Source organism: Tardiphaga sp. 813_E8_N1_3 (genome assembly GCF_051811025.1).
Lineage (GTDB): Bacteria > Pseudomonadota > Alphaproteobacteria > Rhizobiales > Xanthobacteraceae > Tardiphaga.
Window position 1 is genome coordinate 557,830 of record NZ_JBPWQE010000001.1, and the last position, 16,351, is coordinate 574,180.

A 16,351-nucleotide genomic window follows, 5' to 3' on the forward strand; every position below is an offset into this window, starting at 1 on the left:
CCGCTCGAGCACGCGCTTGCCGGCCTCCGATGTCGGTGCTAGATGTCGGGTCATCGTACAACTTTTGGGGTGCGCTGCCGCTACAAGCTGATGGACGGCGGGTCGGCGCGCTCCTAGAATTGTGACAAGATCGACCCCGCAAAGGGGCGAACCAGAATAATGGCCAACGCGCCGCATCGGGAAATTCACAGGGAGGATTTCGTCCATGAAGAGAAGAGATGTCGTCAAAGGCGGACTGGCCGCGCTCGCGGTTGGCGCTACCGGTCTCGGGCGGTTCACGCCTGCGCAGGCGCAGGCCAAGATGGTCCTCAAGGCCTCTGACGTCCACCCGCTCGGCTATCCCACGGTCGAATCCGTGGTCCGCATGGGCAAGAAGCTGGATGCCGCCACAAGCGGCCGGCTCACCATCCAGATGTTTCCCTCCATGCAGCTTGGCGGCGAGAAGGAAGCCATCGAGCAGGCCCAGGTCGGCGCTCTGCAGATCGCACGCATTTCCGTCGGCGCCGTCGGCCCCGTGGTCGATGACGTCAACGTCTTCAACATGCCGTTCGTCTTTCGCGATTCCAAGCACATGGAGGCGGTTCTCGACGGTGAGATCGGCACCGAGCTGCTCAACAAGATCACGGCCAACGAAAAAACCGGTCTGGTCGCGCTTGGCTGGATGAATGCCGGCTCGCGCAACATCTATAACAGCAAACGCCCGATCAAGAGCCTAGCCGATCTCAAGGGTCTCAAGATCCGCATGATCGGCAATCCCCTGTTTATCGACACCATGAATGCGCTCGGTGGCAACGGCGTCGCCATGGGCTTCGATCAGGTGTTCAGCGCCATGCAGACCGGCGTCGTCGATGGGGCCGAAAACAACCTGCCATCCTTCGTGGCGCAGAATCACTTCCAGGTCGCCAAATATTTCTCGATGACCGAGCATCTGATCATTCCGGAATTGCTGGTGTTCTCGAAGGCGTCATGGGCGAAGCTCACGCCGGACGATCAGGCGCTGCTGAAGAAAGTCGGCCGCGAAGCGCAGCTCGAGCAGCGCGTGCTTTGGTATGAGGCAGAGAAGACCGCGCTGGACAAGATGAAGGAAGTCGGCACCGACATAGTCACGTCTATCGACAAGCAGCCGTTCCGCGATGCCGTGAAGCCGGTGTGGGACAAATACGGCGCGAAATACGCCGACATGACCAAGCGCATCGCTGCGGTGAGCTAGCAGCATGTTCTCAATGTGTCGTCCCCGCTTTCGCGGGGACGACGGGATAGGCCTGCGCTTCCGTCGCGTTACCTGAGGTCTTCATGTCTGACGTTATTTCCAAACTGCCGGCTGCATCCAATCATCACGCAGATACGGCCAGCCATGGTGCGGCTTACGCGTTCCGCCGCGCCATGAACGCACTGTACTGGTCCGGTGCCGTGTTTTCTTGCCTGGCGCTTGTGCTGATCTCCGCAATTATCCCTTGGGCTGTTTACACCCGCTACATTTTGAACAGCGCGGCGTCGTGGCCGGAACCTCTGGCGGTGTTGCTGACGATAGCGGTGACTTTCATCGGCGCTGCCAACTGCTATCGCCAGCGCATCCACATGAACATGACGGTAGGTACCAACCTGCTGCCGCCTCACGCGCGTGTTGCAGCCGCTTTCATCAGCGAGTTGCTGATGGCTGCGGTGGCACTGTTCATGGTGATCTGGGGCATGAAGCTGGTGATGACCACCTGGGGCAATTCGGTGGATGAATTTCCCTGGTTGTCTGTTGGGATCACCTACATGCCGATCCCTGTTTCCGGCGCGATGATGTTTCTCTTTGTCGTCGAACGCCTGACCATCGGTCCGCCGCCGCAGGATGGCAGCGACGCACACATACCCCTCGACTAGCTTCGCCGATCAGCTCCAGCCAGAACAAAGAAAATCCGACATGGACATCGCCGTTCTTCTGCTCAGCATGTGTCTGTTCTTCGCCGTCGGCATGCCGATCGCCTTCGCGCTGGCGCTTTCGGCGCTGGTCGGTGCGCTGTGGATCGATCTGCCCGTTGCAGCCGTGATGCAGCAACTCTCCAGCGGCGTCGGCAAGGTGTCGATGCTGACCGTGCCGTTCTTCGTGCTGGCGGGCGCCATTATGGCGGAAGGCGGCATGGCGCGAAGGCTGGTGGATTTTGCAGCCGTGGTGGTTGGCTTCACGCGCATTCGCGGCGGCCTGTCGCAAGTCAATATTCTGGCCACCACCATCATGTCCGGGATCTCCGGCTCGTCGGTCGCGGATACATCGGCGATTGGCTCGGTGATGATCCCGCAGATGGCGGCGAAGGGTTATCCGCGGGTGTTCGCCACCAATGTGACCATCTCCGCCTCGGTCCAGGCGATCCTGGTACCGCCGAGCCACAATGCGGTGATCTATTCGCTGGCGACCGGCGGCGTGGTCTCGATCACCAGCCTGTTCCTGGCAGGTATCGTGCCCGGGCTGCTGCTTGGCTTCGCGATCATGCTGTTGTGTCTCTACTTTGCCTATCGCGATGGTCATCCGAAGGGCGAGCCGGTGCCGGTGAAGCAGGCTCTGAAGATGCTGGGGGATGCCACCTGGGGCATCGTCACGCTCGTGATTGTGCTCGGCGGCATTCTCACCGGCGTGTTCACGCCGATCGAGGCAGGCGCTGTGGCGTGCGTCTGGGCCTTCTTCGTCACGATGTTCATCTATCGCGACTACAAATGGTCCGAGCTTCCGATGCTGACCTACCGGACGCTCCAGACGGTGGCGATGGTGCTGACGCTCGTCGCGACCGCGTCATGCTTCGGTTATGTCGCGGCGATGATGCAGATGCCGATGCACATGACCGAATTCTTCGTCGCCATCTCGTCGAACAAATATGTGCTGCTGATGTGGCTCAACATCATGCTGCTGATCCTCGGCACGGCGCTCGATCTCGCGCCGCTGCTGCTGATCTGCACGCCGATCCTGCTGCCGGTCGTGAAGAGTTTCGGGATCGACCCCGTGCATTTCGGCATCGTGATGCTGCTCAATCTCGGCATCGGCCTGCTGACGCCGCCGGTCGGTACCACGCTGTTCGTCGGCTGCGCCATCGGCAAGGTCTCGGTGGACGAGGTGATGCGCGGGATCTGGCCGTTTTACTGGGTGATGTTCGCCGTGTTGATGCTGGTGACTTACGTGCCGTGGTTCTCGATGGCGCTGCCGCACGCATTCGGCTTCAGGTGAGCTACTGCACCGGATCGACTGACAACTGCTTGTAGCGTTCCTTGCCGTTCAACAGATGCCGGCGCATCGCATCGCGAGCCTTGCGCGGCGAACGGGCGCTGATCGCATTGACGATGACTTGGTGCTCTTTCTCGACGCTTTCGAGATAGCGCTTTTGCAATTCGACTTTGCCATCGAAGGTGCGGATGCTCTGGCGCGGTATGATGAGGCCGCCGAGGAATTCCAGAAAGCCGACAAAACGCGCATTCTGCGTCGCCACGGCAATAGCGAAGTGGAAGTCAAAATCCTCCTTCACTGCGCGGTCGCCATTGGCGATGGCGCGGCTGAAGGTGGCCGCAGCCTTGGCAATGGCTCTGATCTGGGCAGCCGTGGCGCGCTCGCTGGCTATGGCCGCGGCCTCTATCTCGACGGCCGTGCGCAGTTCAAGAATTTCGATCACGCTGCCAATTGAGCCCAGACCGTCGGGGTCGATGGCATAAGGCTGCTGATCGGGCTCGCTGTTGACGAAGGCACCGGCGCCCTGCCTTGTGGTTACAAGGCCCCGGGCGCGGAGTGCGGCAATCGCCTCGCGAACGACCGTGCGGCTGACGCCCATGGCCGCCATCATGGCCTGTTCCGTCGGCAGGCGCGCGCCTGCTGGCAAGCGACCTTCAGTGATCTGCGCGGCTATGCGTTCGACCACCTCCTCGGTGCGGCGGCGCACGGGGTTGAGCGGTCGCAGCAAAGGCGTGCCCGCGGCTCCATTGGTTGTCTTGCGCTTGGTGCGTGGCTTAGCTTGTCCGGTCATCGTACAACCGGGCTATCATCGCCGATGTCGCTACGCAAGTTTGTTGCGCGCGGCATATCGTGGCGGTGCGTGCTTACATGGTTTCGAGTTCGGGCAGCTTGAGATCGCACTCGACCCAGGCGCCGTTAATAGCGAAGCGCTGGAACGGCGAGTCGGGCACCGGAGCCTGCAATGGGGCGAGGAATTGCGCGTCGGCGGGGCTGCGCAGGTGAAACTGGATATGGCTGGCGGAGAGGGCGTTGCGCGACAGCCAGACCATGCCGGAAAATAGCTCGATCAGCAGTTGTCCGTATTTATCGAGACCGGCACTCCCGAAGTCGTAGGTCGGTGACACGGTCATGAAGCGGCAACGCAGCACGGGACCTTCGAATTTGGGCATCAGAAGTTTGCTGACCTGACAGAAAGCCTGCGGAACGGTGCCGTCGTAGAGGCCGTACAACCCACCCTTGCCGCCCTGCAGGACTGGGTCCAAAGCGGCGAAAATGCCTTGGGTGTAGGTGGAGAAATCTTCTTCAGCGGCCTCGGCAGCCTTACGCCACTGTGACTTCAGCGAAGCCCAGCTTCTGTCGGCATCGGTGATCGGCACGAGCCGCATCTCGAGGTCCCCCCGCCGATTTACAAACGGCCGGATGCAACCCTAGCTATATACCCTCAAGATTTTGATAACGCGGGAACTGAGCGCCAGCGGCTAGCGCTCAAGCGGACGTCTACAAAGCGCTTTCAGGCGCCTGCGGACTGCAATCCGGCTGCAGCTGCGGCCACGATCGACGCCATGACCTGCTTCCAGGTCTTCGATGACTGCGGGCGATGAGACTGGGCTTTGAAGCGCATGGTCGTTGTCCGGTTGGGCCGCACATATTGCTGTGCAGCCGAGCGTCCTCAGGGACGACACCCGGAAAATCGTGCCTTGCGCGGGGGAAGTCGATCCCCCGACAAAAATAGCAATACCCGCACTGCTCTCGCGCCGGACGGCGGTTGGCTTGTTCTCTGCCGGCATTGAACGGCAGTGAATTATTCTCGCTGCCTCAACCTATCGCGGGAGCTTGCTCCTGCACTGCCGCCGGCTCCTGGCAAACATCGACCCAGCTGGCCCCAGTCAGTTCGGCCATCCGTGCCGGGGACATCCGTACCGAACTGTTGACCGAGCCCGCCGCCGGCCATACCTCGGCGAATTCCTTCAGCGACACGTCGCAGTAGACTTGCAATGGCGTTGCCAGGCCGAACGGGCAGACGCCGCCGACCGGATGGCCGGTGAGGGCAACGACCTCGTCGGCCCCCAGCATGCGGGGCTTGCCGCCAAGTGCATCGCGTGCCTTCTTATTGTCGAGCCGCGCTGTACCCTTGGTCACCACCAGCACCACCCGGTCGCCGACCCGCACCGACAGCGTCTTGGCGATTTGGCCGGGTTCGACGCCCAACGCCTCGGCGGCGAGAAGGACCGTGGCCGAGCTTTTGTCGGTAACGGTGACGGATAATTCGGGGGCGTTGGCGGTGAGAAAGGCGCGGACGGACTCAAGGCTCATGATGCGGTCTCGGTGACATACCGCCACGCCCTCTCACATGTCGCCGGCAAAGTGAAGTCACATCCGTGCATTGGGGAACTGGGGCGGCGCTGCCATTCCCTCACGCCGGTTTTGACCTTATACGGGCTCTTGTCTGGCTGACCGTGCCGGGCGATGTTCTGGAGCCTACCCCTCGATGCTGCCGGCCTATGTGATCCATGCCAAGTCGTTGCCCGAGCGCACGGAGCATATCCAGCGCGAGCTCGACCGTGCGGGCATCAAGTTCGAGTGGGTGCTGGATTTCGATGCCGACGAGATCACCTCCGATGTCGATCGGGCTTATTTCGCCGAAGGCGCTGACCTAACGTTGAGGCAGAAATCCTGTTCCTTGAAGCACATCGTCGCCATGCAGCGCATCCGCGAGCGCGGCCAGGATCTGGCGCTGATCTTCGAGGATGACGCATTGCTGGTGCCGGATTTCTGCGACCAGTTGAAGCGCGTGCTCGACGAAGCCGAAAAGTGGCCGCGGCCGCGCATTCTGCATCTTGGCGCCGCGACCAATTTTTACACCCCGGCGTCGGAGTTGCGCCCGGGCCAAATCGTCTATCCCGGCAATCGCGTGCGCAATATGGAAGCCTATGTGCTGGGTGCGCCCGAGGCCTCGGCGCGACTTGACTGGATCGCGCGGCATCCGATGCATGAGCCTATCGACATCGCCTTCAACACCGGCGATCCCGCCATGGGCATCCCGTTCCTGTGGCCAGAACCGCCGCTGGCGGAGCAAGGCTCGCTCAACGGCGTGTTCAAGAGCTCGCTCGATCGCAAAGGGCATGCGCAATTGCAGCTGCGCATACAGTTTGCCGTGCAGAAATTCAGGCGGCGTTATTTGAAGCGGTGGCTGAAGCTGAAGTAGTTATCGCTTTCCGGCCGGCCATTCCGAATGCGCATTGCGCACCAACGCGCCCAGCAATCCCACTGCCAGACAGTACAGCATCCCTTGCGTCACCGCCGAGATGTGGCTGTTGAATAGAGAGCCAATCACGTTCTGCAACACGACCGCCTGGCCGAGGATGCTCGCATAATCGCGCGCGAGAAAAAGCCGTGCATGCGCGATCCACATGGCCCATAGCAGCAGCCCGCCGATCAGGCCGACCTGCAGCACGGTATGAAGCGTTTGATTGTGCGGGTCGGGCGTGGCCTGGCCGTAAGGCGACGGCTTCGTCGCCTCCATGCTCTGATACAGCGGCTTGATGCTCCCGGTGCCGTGACCGACGATGGGCGAGGCCTTCACGAAGCCGACTGCCTTGCTCCAGAAATCCAGCCGCGATGCCGTCGAAACTGTTTCGCCGCCAGCGGTCTGGCCGCTATTGGCGTTGATGTCCGAATTGATCTCTGCAATCCGGCGCTGGGCTTGTGGCGAGGTCAGCAGTGCGATGCCGATCACGATCATGGCTGCGACCGCGACTATGGAAGAGCGCCGCCAGCCGCCGGCATGGATGACGAACAAACCGAGCAATGCGGTGGCCATGATTGCGCCGGTCTTCGACACATAGATCAGGAAAATGTCGGCAAAGAACAGAAGCGCGAGCACGACCATCGCAATGGCGCGGCGGGTGTCCTGCACCCAGATACGCATCGCGCCGATCGCCAGAGCGAAGGCACAAAGTGCGAAGCAGCCGGATTGAACCGCATTGTCCTTGAAGGGCACACCGGGCGCCTTGAACCAGCCCCACGGTCCCGTGGGCCACAGGAACGCAGCCCATGACAGGGCGAGAAGACATATACAGGCGGCAAGAAAGCCATAAGCGATTTGTAACGCCTGTTTGGGCGTAAATGCCGTTGCCATCACCAATGGGATCAGCAGCAGCTTGGCGTAGGGACCAACCCATCTGATCGCGCCGCTGAGCGGCTGCATCGACCAGAGTATGCCGACCAGGATCAGCGCGAACAGCGCGACCGGCAGATAGGCCGCCGGCCTCCGCAACGTGGCGATGAAACGATCGCGGTCGAGTGTCAGCAGCGCGAGCACTGCAAAGATCGACACCGCGATAGCCTGACCGCTGGTCGAGAACGGCAGCGAGAAGCCGGTGGCAATGGCAGCGATCTGCCGGGCATCCGCAAGTTTGCGCGGCAGATCGTTGTTCGTCATATGCCCAGGAGTTTCCGTGCGTTGTTCTTCAGGACCTTCGGACGCACCTCGTCGCGAATGTCGAGCTTGGCGAAATCGGCCATCCAGCGATCCGGCATGATCACCGGCCAGTCGGAGCCGAACAGCATCTTATCCTGCAGGATCGAATTGATGTAGCGCACCAGGATCGGCGGGAAGTATTTCGGCGACCAGCCGGACAGGTCGATATACACGTTGGGCTTGTGGGTCGCGACCGACAGCGCCTCTTCCTGCCAGGGGAAGGAGGGATGCGCCAGAATGATCTTCATGTCGGGGAAATCGACCGCAACATCGTCCATATACATCGGGTTGGAATATTTCAGCCGCATCCCCATGCCGCCGGGCATACCGGAGCCGACGCCTGTCTGGCCGGTGTGGAACAGCGCGATAGCGCCGCCTTCCTGGATCGCCTCATAGAGCGGATAGGCCATGCGGTCGTTGGCGTAGAAGCCCTGCATGGTCGGGTGGAACTTGAAACCCTTTACACCATATTCGGAGATCAGCTTGCGCGCCTCGCGCACGCCGAGCTTGCCCTTGTGCGGATCGATCGACGCGAAGGGGATCAGCACATCGGAATTCTCCTGCGCGATCTCCAGCATCTCGTAATTGTTGTAGCGGCGGAAACCGGTCTCGCGCTCGGCATCGACCGGGAAGATCACCGCGGCGATCTTCTTGTCGCGGTAATAGGCGGCTGTTTCCTGCACTGTCGGCGGATGCTTGTGCGGCGACTTGAAATACTCGGCCATGCGGGCCTGGAAATCATCATAGCCGTCGTCGGCGTGGCAGCCGCATGGCTCTTCCGCATGGGTGTGGATGTCGATGGCGACCAGGTCGTCCGGATTGAGCAATTTCATGTCCCGCGTCTCCCGCACTTTCATCATTATCGTTGGCGGTTGCTCTAGCAAACCGGCCTGCTGAATGAAAGGCGCGGAACGCTGCTGATCTAGCCGGTGGAGAAGGACTGTGTCCGGATATCCTGCGCGGTGCGGCGGAGTGGGATCAGGTATTTCTCCTTTGCCGTCGCCTCGTCCATCGTGCCCGAGATGGCATTCACGCTGATCGCCGCGACGACCCGGCCGCCGTGGTCGCGGACGGGGACGGCGATACCGCAGATCGCTGGATCGAGCTCGCCATCGACCCAGCCATAGCCTTCGGCCTCGACGCGTTCGAGCTCGCGTTCCAGCAGCACGGGATCGGTGATGGTGCGTGGGGTGATATGCTTGAATTCGGTGGTGGCGAGATAGTGCGCGCGCTGGTCCGGCGGCAGGGCCGCCAGCAGGACGCGGCCGAGCGACACCACGTGGGCGGGCAGGCGGCTGCCGACGGCGAGATTGGCCGAGAGAATGCGTTGCGCCGGCAATCGCAGCGCATAGACGATCTCGGTCTCGTCCAGCACAGCCAGCGAGCAAGATTCGCCGATTTCGTTGCGCAGGTCTTCCAAAGCGCGTTGCGCGTAGCCCCAGTAAGGCAGTGCATTGAGGTAGGAAAGGCCAAGCCCCAGCGCCCGCGGGCGTAGGCTGAAATAGCGGCCATCGGCTTCGCAGTATTTCAGCACGATCAGCGTCGCCAGCATCCGGCGCGCCGTCGCGCGGCTTAGGCCCGCGATCGCGGCGACTTCCGAGAGCGTGTGCCGGCCCGGTGGGCGACCCAGCGCTTCGACGGCCGCAAAACCACGGGCGATCGCCCGAACGAAACCGTCACTGTCTTTGGCCATGCACCATCCTACCGGTTCGGACTTGTCAGTCCCAGGAAACCGCGCCTATAGTTGTTCGTAAGGCGGCCATAAAGTTCGCCTGGTGAACGTTAGTGGAGAAGGCGCTATGGCGCAAGCGGAAGTTTTTGAAACCGATTTCTGGAAGGACGCGAACCTGCGCAAGGTCTGGGACGAGATCGTCCCGGGCGAGCCACGCAAGACGCTGCCTTATGTCCTGACGAGGGAGGCGATCCAGCTTTATTGCCGCTCGGTCGGCGAGAACCACCCATTGTATTTCGATGAGGCTTACGCGAAGGCGTCGCCCTATGGCGGGCTGATCGCGCCGCCATCGATCCACATCCTGCTGATGTTCTCCTGCACGCCGGCCGACGACTGGATGCGCACACCTGGCACCGTCAACGCTGGCCAGTCCTGGAGCTACAATGTCCCGGCACGGCCCGGAGACACCATCACCCTGCAGGCCCGCGCGCTCGACAAGTTCATCAAGCGCGAGCGGCTGTTCGTGGTCCACGACAACGTGTTCTTCAACCAGCGCGGCGACGTCATCTGTTCTGGCCGCGGCCAGACCATTCGCCCGATGTGAGCGTGGCAAGGAGATCAACCATGACAACCAGCTTTGACAAACTCTCCACCGGCGACACCATCGACGGTCCGAGCTTCGCAGTGTCGCGCGAGTCGATCCGGCTCTTCTGCGATGGATCGCTCGACTACAATCCGCTGCATCTCGACGACAACTACATGAAGAACTCGTTCGGCAAGACCAATTTCGGCGGCATCATCATGCATGGCATGAATAACTTCGGGCTGATCACCCGCATGCTGACCGACTGGGCCTATCCTGCGGGTGCAATCCATCGCCGTCTCGAAACGCGCTGGGTCAAGCCGGTGAAGCCCGGCGACACCATTCAGCCGGTTGGCATCATCAAGGCCAAGCAGACCACCGAGAAGTCGCGCTGGGTGCTGATCGACGTGCTGGTGAAGAACCAGAACGACGAGAAGGTCGCTGTTGGCGAGGCGATGGTTGAATTTCCGCTGACAGCCTAGTGGCTCAATGCAACGGCGTGCGGCATAGTCCGCACGCCGGACAAGAACAGGCAAGGGATCGAAATGAAGAAGCTCACGAGGCTCGCCCTGTCGTGTCTGGCGATGACTTTTGTCATGTTGTCAGGCGCGCTGGCGCAGAATTTTCCAGTTAATCAGATCAAGATCATCGTGCCGTTCCCGGCAGGTGGCACGACGGACATCCTCGCGCGGTTCGTCGCGCAATATCTGGGCGAGAAGCTCGGCGTCACCACGATCGTCGAGAACCGGCCCGGCGCATCGGGCACGATCGGTTCGGAAGTTGTCGCGAAGTCGCCCGCCGATGGCAGCGTGTTGTTGGTCACGGCCACGCATCACGTGATCAATCCGAGCCTGCGCAAGAGTCTGCCTTACGAGACGCAGAGGGACTTCTCGCCGATCGCCCTGATCGCGACGGCGCCAAATGCGCTTGTTGTGACCAGGGATTTTCCTGCGAAGTCGGTCGCCGAGTTGATCGAGTTGGCGAAGAAGCAGCCCGGCAAGCTGTCCTTCGGATCGGCCGGCGTCGGCGGCGCCAATCATCTGTCGGGCGAACTGTTCAAGCAGATGGCTGGAATCAATATCGAGCACATCCCTTACAAGGGCGCCGCGCCGGCGATGAACGATCTGATCGGCGGCCATATTCCGATCATGTTCGATACGTTGCCGACTGTTTTGCCTGCTGCCGAGGCGGGCAACATCCGTGTGCTCGCGGTCACCAGCCTCACCCGAGCGGCCTCGCTCCCCAACGCGCCGACCCTGGATGAGGCTGGCGTAAGGGGGTTCGAGGCAACCGCCTGGTTCGGCATGTATATGCCGCAGGCCAATGGCAACCCGGCCTATACGAAGCTGGCCGCGGCCATGAAGGAGATCCTGGCGGCACCCGCGACCCGCGAGAAATTCGCCACCCAGGGCGTCGAGCCGGGCAAGCTGACGGGAGCTGAATTCACGGCTTTCGTCGATTCGGAAATCAAGAAGTGGGGCGCAGTGGTGAAAACCGCGAATGTCCCGCAAGAGTGATCCGCACGGGTTTGAGAGTCCGGTGGCTGTTCCCGGACCCTTAAGCCACCAAAATACCTGCAAATATCGATCCGGTGGTCGCCAGATGCCCGGATCGGATTGACAGTCCGGCGCCCGATGGCTTAGAAACCGCGGGTCCCGGGCGACTTGGTCGCCAGCGGGCTCAAGCTCATTTTCGCTGATTTCGGCCTGCTGCGCACGGCCTTTGACGTCAGTATCGCAAGCTATCAGGATTGACCGATGAAAGTCCGTAACTCGTTGAAATCGCTGCGTGGTCGTCACCGCGACAACCGCCTGGTCCGCCGCAAGGGCCGAGTCTACGTGATCAACAAGACCCAGCGCCGTTTTAAGGCTCGCCAGGGTTGAGTTGCTGTTCGGCCGGGATTTTGCCGGCTGGGCCTCGCGACATCACAGGTGTTTGACGCGCTGCTGCTTTGCAGCGCGTTTTTTCGTGTCTAGACTTGTGGCATGGCATTGAGAATCCCGGCCGCAGGTTTTGGAATTCTGCTGAGCGCATTTCTGGGCGCAGCACCCGTTTGCGCGCAGGTCAAAGATCCGCAGATCGTGACCCCGGATGCGCCGAAGAAGATTCCCGAGCCGCCCACCAAACTGCCGAAGGTCAACGCCGATAAGACGCGCGGCCTCGATTTCCTGTTTGGTGCGCTGAAAGCGGCGCCGGACGAAGCCAGCGCGAAACACGTCGAAGGCCGGATCTGGGCCCTGTGGTCGCAGACCACGAGCGACACGACGGCGCTGCTGATGACCCGCGCCAAGACGGCGCTGGACGCCAAGCAGGTTGATCTGTCGCTGCAATTGTTGAGCGCGGTGGTGAAGCTGCGCCCCGATTACGTTGAGGGCTGGAATCGGCGCGCCACGCTGTATTATCTGCAGAACGATTACACCCGGTCGCTGCAGGATATCGAGCAGGTGCTGATACGCGAACCCCGGCATTTCGGTGCTCTGGCAGGGCTCGGCATGATCATGCAGGAGCTCGGCGACGACAAGCGTGCGCTTGATGCGTTCCGCAAGGCGCTTGCGGTCAATCCGCATCTCGAAAAGGTGCCGGAGCTGGTCAAGACCCTGACCGAGAAGGTCGAAGGCCGGGATATCTGAAATTCCTTGAAAGTCGGGGCGCTCGCGGGACATCGCGGGAACATCGCCCTGTTTTGACGCATCCCTGCTGCCCGCGACGGAAAAACAAGACATCGTCGCCGGGGAATCAAACTTCTGACACAGGAAACGGGCGAAAAGGGCGTTTTCCGAGCCACAGGAAGGGACACCTTTTGGCGCCGAAGTCATTTCCGCTATTCGCCTTGTTATGTCTGCTGATGGCCGCACCGATGGCTGCTGTGACCAGCCCTGCGCTGGCGCAGAAGGCCGATGCGCCGCCTGCGCCTGCAGCTTCGACTCTGTCCCCCGATCAGGCCAAGGCTGCGCTCGACACATTGCAGGACGACGCCAAGCGCAAGGAAATGATCGACACGCTGCGCGCAATCGCCACGGCGACACCCGCGGCGCCCGAGAAGAAGCCTACTATTCCACTCGATGCCGACAGTCTTGGCGCGCAATTACTCGTGACGATTTCCGATCAGCTCGGCGATATGACGCGTGAGGTCTCGACAGCCGTGCAATCGGTCACGCGCTTTCCCGCGCTATGGTACTGGCTGCAGCGCAGCGCCAACGATCCCGCCACCTATCATCTCCTGTTCGACATCGCCTGGAAGCTTGTTGTCGTGTTCGGCGGTGCGCTGGCGGCGGAATGGCTCATGGTCTGGCTGCTGCGGAGGCCGCAGGCGGCGCTCGAAGCGCGTATTCCCTTTGTCGCGCGTGCGCCAGCGGCGGTGATTGAACGCGTTGATCCGCCGTCTTCCACTGCCGATTTCACCGAGGCGCCAGATCTCAACAAGCGGCGGCGTAGCCTGACCCGGGCATGGCAATCGCTGCTGCGGCTTCCCTATGTCGTCGGGCGTCTTCTCCTCGAATTGTTTCCGATTTTCGTCTTCACCGGCACGGTATCGCTGTTGCTCGGCACCCAGATCGGCGATGCCGGGATCACCCGCCTCGCGATCCTTGCGATCGTAAACAGCTATGTTGTGGCGCGTGCCATCATCTGTGCGATGCGCGCACTGTTCGGGCCGCTCGCTCTGTTCAGGGTGAAGGAGGAAACCGCAGCCTATCTCGAAATCTGGACGCGTCGCATCGTCGGCGTCGGTGCCACCGGCATCGCAATCGCCAATGTCGCCCTGATGATGGGCCTCTATCGCTCGGCGCATTTTGCGCTGATCAAACTCGTGATGCTGGTCGTGCATCTGTTTGTCGTCGTCATCGTCCTGCAGTGCCGGAAGCCCGTTTCCGATGCACTGCGCGCGCCGGTTGGCGCGACCGGCTTTCTGAGCGCGATGCGCAATCGCCTCGCCAGTCTCTGGCATGTGCTGGCGATCGTCGTCGTGATGGCGGCTTGGACCATCTGGGCGCTCAATATCCAGAACGGTTATTCATTGCTGCTGCGATACATCGTCGGCACGGTCATTGTCGCGCTGGTGGCCCGGCTCGTCTCGATGATTGCGTTGAGTCTCATCGATCGCGGTTTTCGCATCAAACCGGAAATTCTGCAGCGCTTCCCGGGTCTTGAGACGCGGGCCAATCGTTATCTGCCACTGTTGCGCAAGGTCGTCGCAACGATCATCGCGGTGATCGGCCTGGTTGCCTTGCTAGAAGTGTGGGGCGTCAATGCAATTGTCTGGTTCTATGGCGGCCAGATCGGTAGTCGGGTCGTCTCGGCTGTCGTCACTGTCGGCATCGCGGCCATTGTCGCTGCGGTTGTGTGGGAAGGTAGCAATGCGCTGATGGAGCGTCAGCTTGCGGCGCTGACGCGCGACGCTCATTTCGCCCGCGCGGCACGTCTGCGCACGTTTCAGCCGATGCTGCGTACTACATTGCTCGGGGTAATCATTGCGGTGGTTGCGCTCACGGCGCTGAGCGAGATTGGTGTCAATGTCGCGCCGCTGCTCGCCGGTGCCGGCATCCTCGGCATTGCCATCGGCTTCGGTTCGCAGAAGCTGGTGCAGGACGTGATTACCGGCTTGTTCCTGCTGCTGGAAAGCACCGTGCAGGTCGGAGACAACGTCACGGTGTCGGGCCTGTCGGGTGTCGTGGAGAACGTCTCGATCCGTACCATCCGGCTGCGTGCTGGCGATGGTTCGGTTCACATCATTCCCTTCAGCGCGGTGACCACCATTACCAATGCCAGCCGCGGTGCAGGCAACGCAGCCGTCAGTGTCAGCGTCGCTTACAAGGAAGATACCGACCGCGCCGGCCAGTTGCTGAAGGACATCGTCGAGCAGATGCGCAATGAGGCAGCTTTCAAGCCGCTGATCCGCAGCGACCTGGAATTGTGGGGCGTCGACAAGGTCGATGGTTCGATGGCGACGATCGTCGGCCAGATCCGCTGTACCGATTCCGGCCGCTGGGCGGTGCAGCGCGAATTCAATCGCCGCATGAAAATCTGCTTCCAAGAAGAAGGTATCGAGATCGCGTCACCCGGACAGACCGTCCTGATGCAGTTGCCTCCGCCGACCGCTGAAGCTGCAGAGGGCAATGACGCAGATACCCGGCAGAGCAAGTCAGCGCAGCGCCGCGCCGGCTAGCACTTTAGCTGCTTTTCGACGATGCGGCCCGAAAGTGAACGACAAGGAAGAGCCGTAAGACAAGGACGATCCAGAACAGGTGCGTCCGTCGATCTAGTGCAGGACGTTATTGCCGGGCCGGATAGCACCGAACTGGGGTGAAGCGGCATAGAGTTGCTGCAACTCTGCTTCCAATTGCTCGTTGACCATCAGCAAAGCCTTGAGCGCGCCGCGCAAGTCGCCGTTGCAGGTAGAAATGATTTCGTCGATCAAAGTATCAGTGGGGCGGGACGTCATGGAACTATCTCCAGTTCAGATCATGGCGTCAGTCCGCCGCCTGATCATGGCGATAACCGGGCGGGAACAAATGCGTTCCTGTGGATAGCGTGGACAGTTCTGGAAGAACCATTCGTCGCGACCGCCGTAGCAAAGCTGCAAAACGCCCCCATATCCACAACATTGCATCCCCCCACGGGTCTTTCCTCGGTGAGAAAATTTGTGATTGTGCTGCTCGCGCTGCTCCTCGTTCCCATCGGTGTATCGGCCGCCAGATACTGGATGGGTGATCGCTCGGTAGATTGGCAGAGCGCGGATCGTTCCAGTGCTGGCCTGCTGCCACCGCCCGCCGTGCATCCCGAGGCGCTGGTGCGAGTCTTCGCGGCGCGGACCGTGCGCTGGCGCGGTATCTTTGCGGTCCATAGCTGGATCGTATTCAAGGAAAAGGGCGCGTTGCGCTATACCCGCTACGATTATACGGCGTGGGGCGAGCCGATCCGTCTGAATGGTTTTGCCGCTGACGGCCGCTGGTTCGGTGACGTGCCGGCCGCCATCGCATCTGCCGATGGTGACGCGGCCACGGCAATGATCCCGAAGATCCAGACGGCGATCGCCGGCTACTCTTGGCGCTCTTACGGCGACTATCGGGCCTGGCCGGGGCCGAACTCCAACACCTTTGTCGCAGCCGTTCTGGCCGCTGTGCCCGAATTGCAGGTGGCATTGCCGCCCACCGCCATCGGCAAGGATTTTCCCTATGCCGGCAATGCCTTTGGCTGGACACCCTCCGGCACCGGTGTGCGCGCCACACTGGGCGGCTATCTCGGTGTCACCGCAGGCTGGGTCGAAGGGGTCGAGCTCAATCTGCTCGGTGCCGTCTTCGGCCTCGACATCCGCCGGCCCGCGATCAAACTGCCGGGCATTGGTCGTCTTGGCGTCAGCGCGTAAGTGGCGCGCGGCGCGAAACCCTCAGGGTACCGTCGCGTAGCTGGATCGTGCAC

18 protein-coding genes are annotated in these 16,351 nt (G+C 61.4%); 11 read left to right on the forward strand and 7 right to left on the reverse strand.

The features are described from left to right. Nucleotides 1-205: 205 nt before the first annotated feature. The 3 genes from AB8A33_RS02595 (at nucleotide 206) to AB8A33_RS02605 (ending at nucleotide 3,202) form a co-directional block, all read left to right on the forward strand. Entirely contained in the window at nucleotides 206-1,210 is a 1,005-nt protein-coding gene (locus AB8A33_RS02595; protein ID WP_120287153.1) for a TRAP transporter substrate-binding protein, read from the forward strand. Between the two features lie 83 nt (nucleotides 1,211-1,293). Then, complete coding sequence (locus AB8A33_RS02600; RefSeq protein WP_120287152.1) at nucleotides 1,294-1,869, forward strand: TRAP transporter small permease; 576 nt, start codon at nucleotides 1,294-1,296, stop codon at nucleotides 1,867-1,869. A 40-nt stretch (nucleotides 1,870-1,909) separates the two neighbouring features. Continuing rightward, a complete protein-coding gene (locus AB8A33_RS02605) occupies nucleotides 1,910-3,202 on the forward strand; it encodes a TRAP transporter large permease (protein WP_068728859.1) in 1,293 nt (430 codons plus the stop codon). Nucleotide 3,203: 1 nt separating this feature from the next. Here the strand turns inward: AB8A33_RS02605 and AB8A33_RS02610 are convergent, their stop codons facing one another. From AB8A33_RS02610 to AB8A33_RS02620, 3 genes are all read right to left on the reverse strand, one after another. Further along, nucleotides 3,204-3,989: a FadR/GntR family transcriptional regulator gene (locus AB8A33_RS02610; RefSeq protein WP_120287151.1), complete on the reverse strand. Its 786-nt coding sequence runs from the start codon at nucleotides 3,987-3,989 to the stop codon at nucleotides 3,204-3,206. A 73-nt stretch (nucleotides 3,990-4,062) separates the two neighbouring features. Beyond that, on the reverse strand, nucleotides 4,063-4,575 hold the full coding sequence (locus AB8A33_RS02615; RefSeq protein ID WP_439091310.1) for a hypothetical protein: 513 nt from the start codon (nucleotides 4,573-4,575) through the stop codon (nucleotides 4,063-4,065). Between the two features lie 439 nt (nucleotides 4,576-5,014). Beyond that, on the reverse strand, nucleotides 5,015-5,512 hold the full coding sequence (locus AB8A33_RS02620; RefSeq protein WP_120287149.1) for a YbaK/EbsC family protein: 498 nt from the start codon (nucleotides 5,510-5,512) through the stop codon (nucleotides 5,015-5,017). 175 nt (nucleotides 5,513-5,687) lie between these two features. On the opposite strand from AB8A33_RS02620, the gene AB8A33_RS02625 reads away from it, so the two are divergent. Next, nucleotides 5,688-6,404: a glycosyltransferase family 25 protein gene (locus AB8A33_RS02625; protein ID WP_120287148.1), complete on the forward strand. Its 717-nt coding sequence runs from the start codon at nucleotides 5,688-5,690 to the stop codon at nucleotides 6,402-6,404. Here AB8A33_RS02625 and AB8A33_RS02630 read toward each other — a convergent pair whose 3' ends face one another. The 3 genes from AB8A33_RS02630 to AB8A33_RS02640 all read right to left on the reverse strand — a co-directional run bounded on the left by AB8A33_RS02630 (nucleotide 6,405) and on the right by AB8A33_RS02640 (nucleotide 9,372). Then, nucleotides 6,405-7,640 (reverse strand): O-antigen ligase family protein, encoded by a 1,236-nt coding sequence (locus tag AB8A33_RS02630; RefSeq protein WP_120287147.1) that lies wholly within the window; start codon nucleotides 7,638-7,640, stop codon nucleotides 6,405-6,407. Next, entirely contained in the window at nucleotides 7,637-8,512 is an 876-nt protein-coding gene (locus tag AB8A33_RS02635) for an amidohydrolase family protein (RefSeq protein WP_120288007.1), read from the reverse strand. Before AB8A33_RS02635 ends, AB8A33_RS02630 begins: the two co-directional genes overlap by 4 nt. 89 nt (nucleotides 8,513-8,601) lie before the next feature. Further along, the gene (locus tag AB8A33_RS02640; RefSeq protein WP_120287146.1) at nucleotides 8,602-9,372 is read right to left on the reverse strand and encodes an IclR family transcriptional regulator domain-containing protein; all 771 of its coding nucleotides are present in this window, start codon (nucleotides 9,370-9,372) and stop codon (nucleotides 8,602-8,604) included. A 106-nt stretch (nucleotides 9,373-9,478) separates the two neighbouring features. Here AB8A33_RS02640 and AB8A33_RS02645 point away from each other — a divergent pair, with 106 nt between their 5' ends. The 6 genes from AB8A33_RS02645 (at nucleotide 9,479) to AB8A33_RS02670 (ending at nucleotide 15,098) form a co-directional block, all read left to right on the forward strand. Continuing rightward, a complete protein-coding gene (locus AB8A33_RS02645; protein WP_089265867.1) occupies nucleotides 9,479-9,955 on the forward strand; it encodes a MaoC family dehydratase in 477 nt (158 codons plus the stop codon). A 20-nt stretch (nucleotides 9,956-9,975) separates the two neighbouring features. Next, on the forward strand, nucleotides 9,976-10,416 hold the full coding sequence (locus AB8A33_RS02650) for a MaoC family dehydratase (RefSeq protein WP_068728848.1): 441 nt from the start codon (nucleotides 9,976-9,978) through the stop codon (nucleotides 10,414-10,416). Nucleotides 10,417-10,479: 63 nt separating this feature from the next. After that, nucleotides 10,480-11,451, forward strand: coding sequence for a Bug family tripartite tricarboxylate transporter substrate binding protein (locus tag AB8A33_RS02655; RefSeq protein ID WP_439091311.1), 972 nt, complete (start codon nucleotides 10,480-10,482; stop codon nucleotides 11,449-11,451). 240 nt (nucleotides 11,452-11,691) lie between these two features. Then, entirely contained in the window at nucleotides 11,692-11,817 is a 126-nt protein-coding gene (gene ykgO, locus AB8A33_RS02660; protein ID WP_055038661.1) for a type B 50S ribosomal protein L36, read from the forward strand. 102 nt (nucleotides 11,818-11,919) lie between these two features. Then, a complete protein-coding gene (locus AB8A33_RS02665; RefSeq protein ID WP_439091312.1) occupies nucleotides 11,920-12,564 on the forward strand; it encodes a tetratricopeptide repeat protein in 645 nt (214 codons plus the stop codon). Between the two features lie 227 nt (nucleotides 12,565-12,791). Continuing rightward, nucleotides 12,792-15,098: a mechanosensitive ion channel domain-containing protein gene (locus AB8A33_RS02670; RefSeq protein ID WP_439091313.1), complete on the forward strand. Its 2,307-nt coding sequence runs from the start codon at nucleotides 12,792-12,794 to the stop codon at nucleotides 15,096-15,098. A 93-nt stretch (nucleotides 15,099-15,191) separates the two neighbouring features. Here AB8A33_RS02670 and AB8A33_RS02675 read toward each other — a convergent pair whose 3' ends face one another. Then, nucleotides 15,192-15,374 (reverse strand): hypothetical protein, encoded by a 183-nt coding sequence (locus AB8A33_RS02675; protein WP_439091314.1) that lies wholly within the window; start codon nucleotides 15,372-15,374, stop codon nucleotides 15,192-15,194. 201 nt (nucleotides 15,375-15,575) lie between these two features. Between AB8A33_RS02675 and AB8A33_RS02680 the strand changes: the two genes are divergently transcribed. After that, nucleotides 15,576-16,298, forward strand: coding sequence for a DUF3750 domain-containing protein (locus AB8A33_RS02680; RefSeq protein WP_439091315.1), 723 nt, complete (start codon nucleotides 15,576-15,578; stop codon nucleotides 16,296-16,298). The last annotated feature ends 53 nt before the right edge of the window (nucleotides 16,299-16,351 follow it).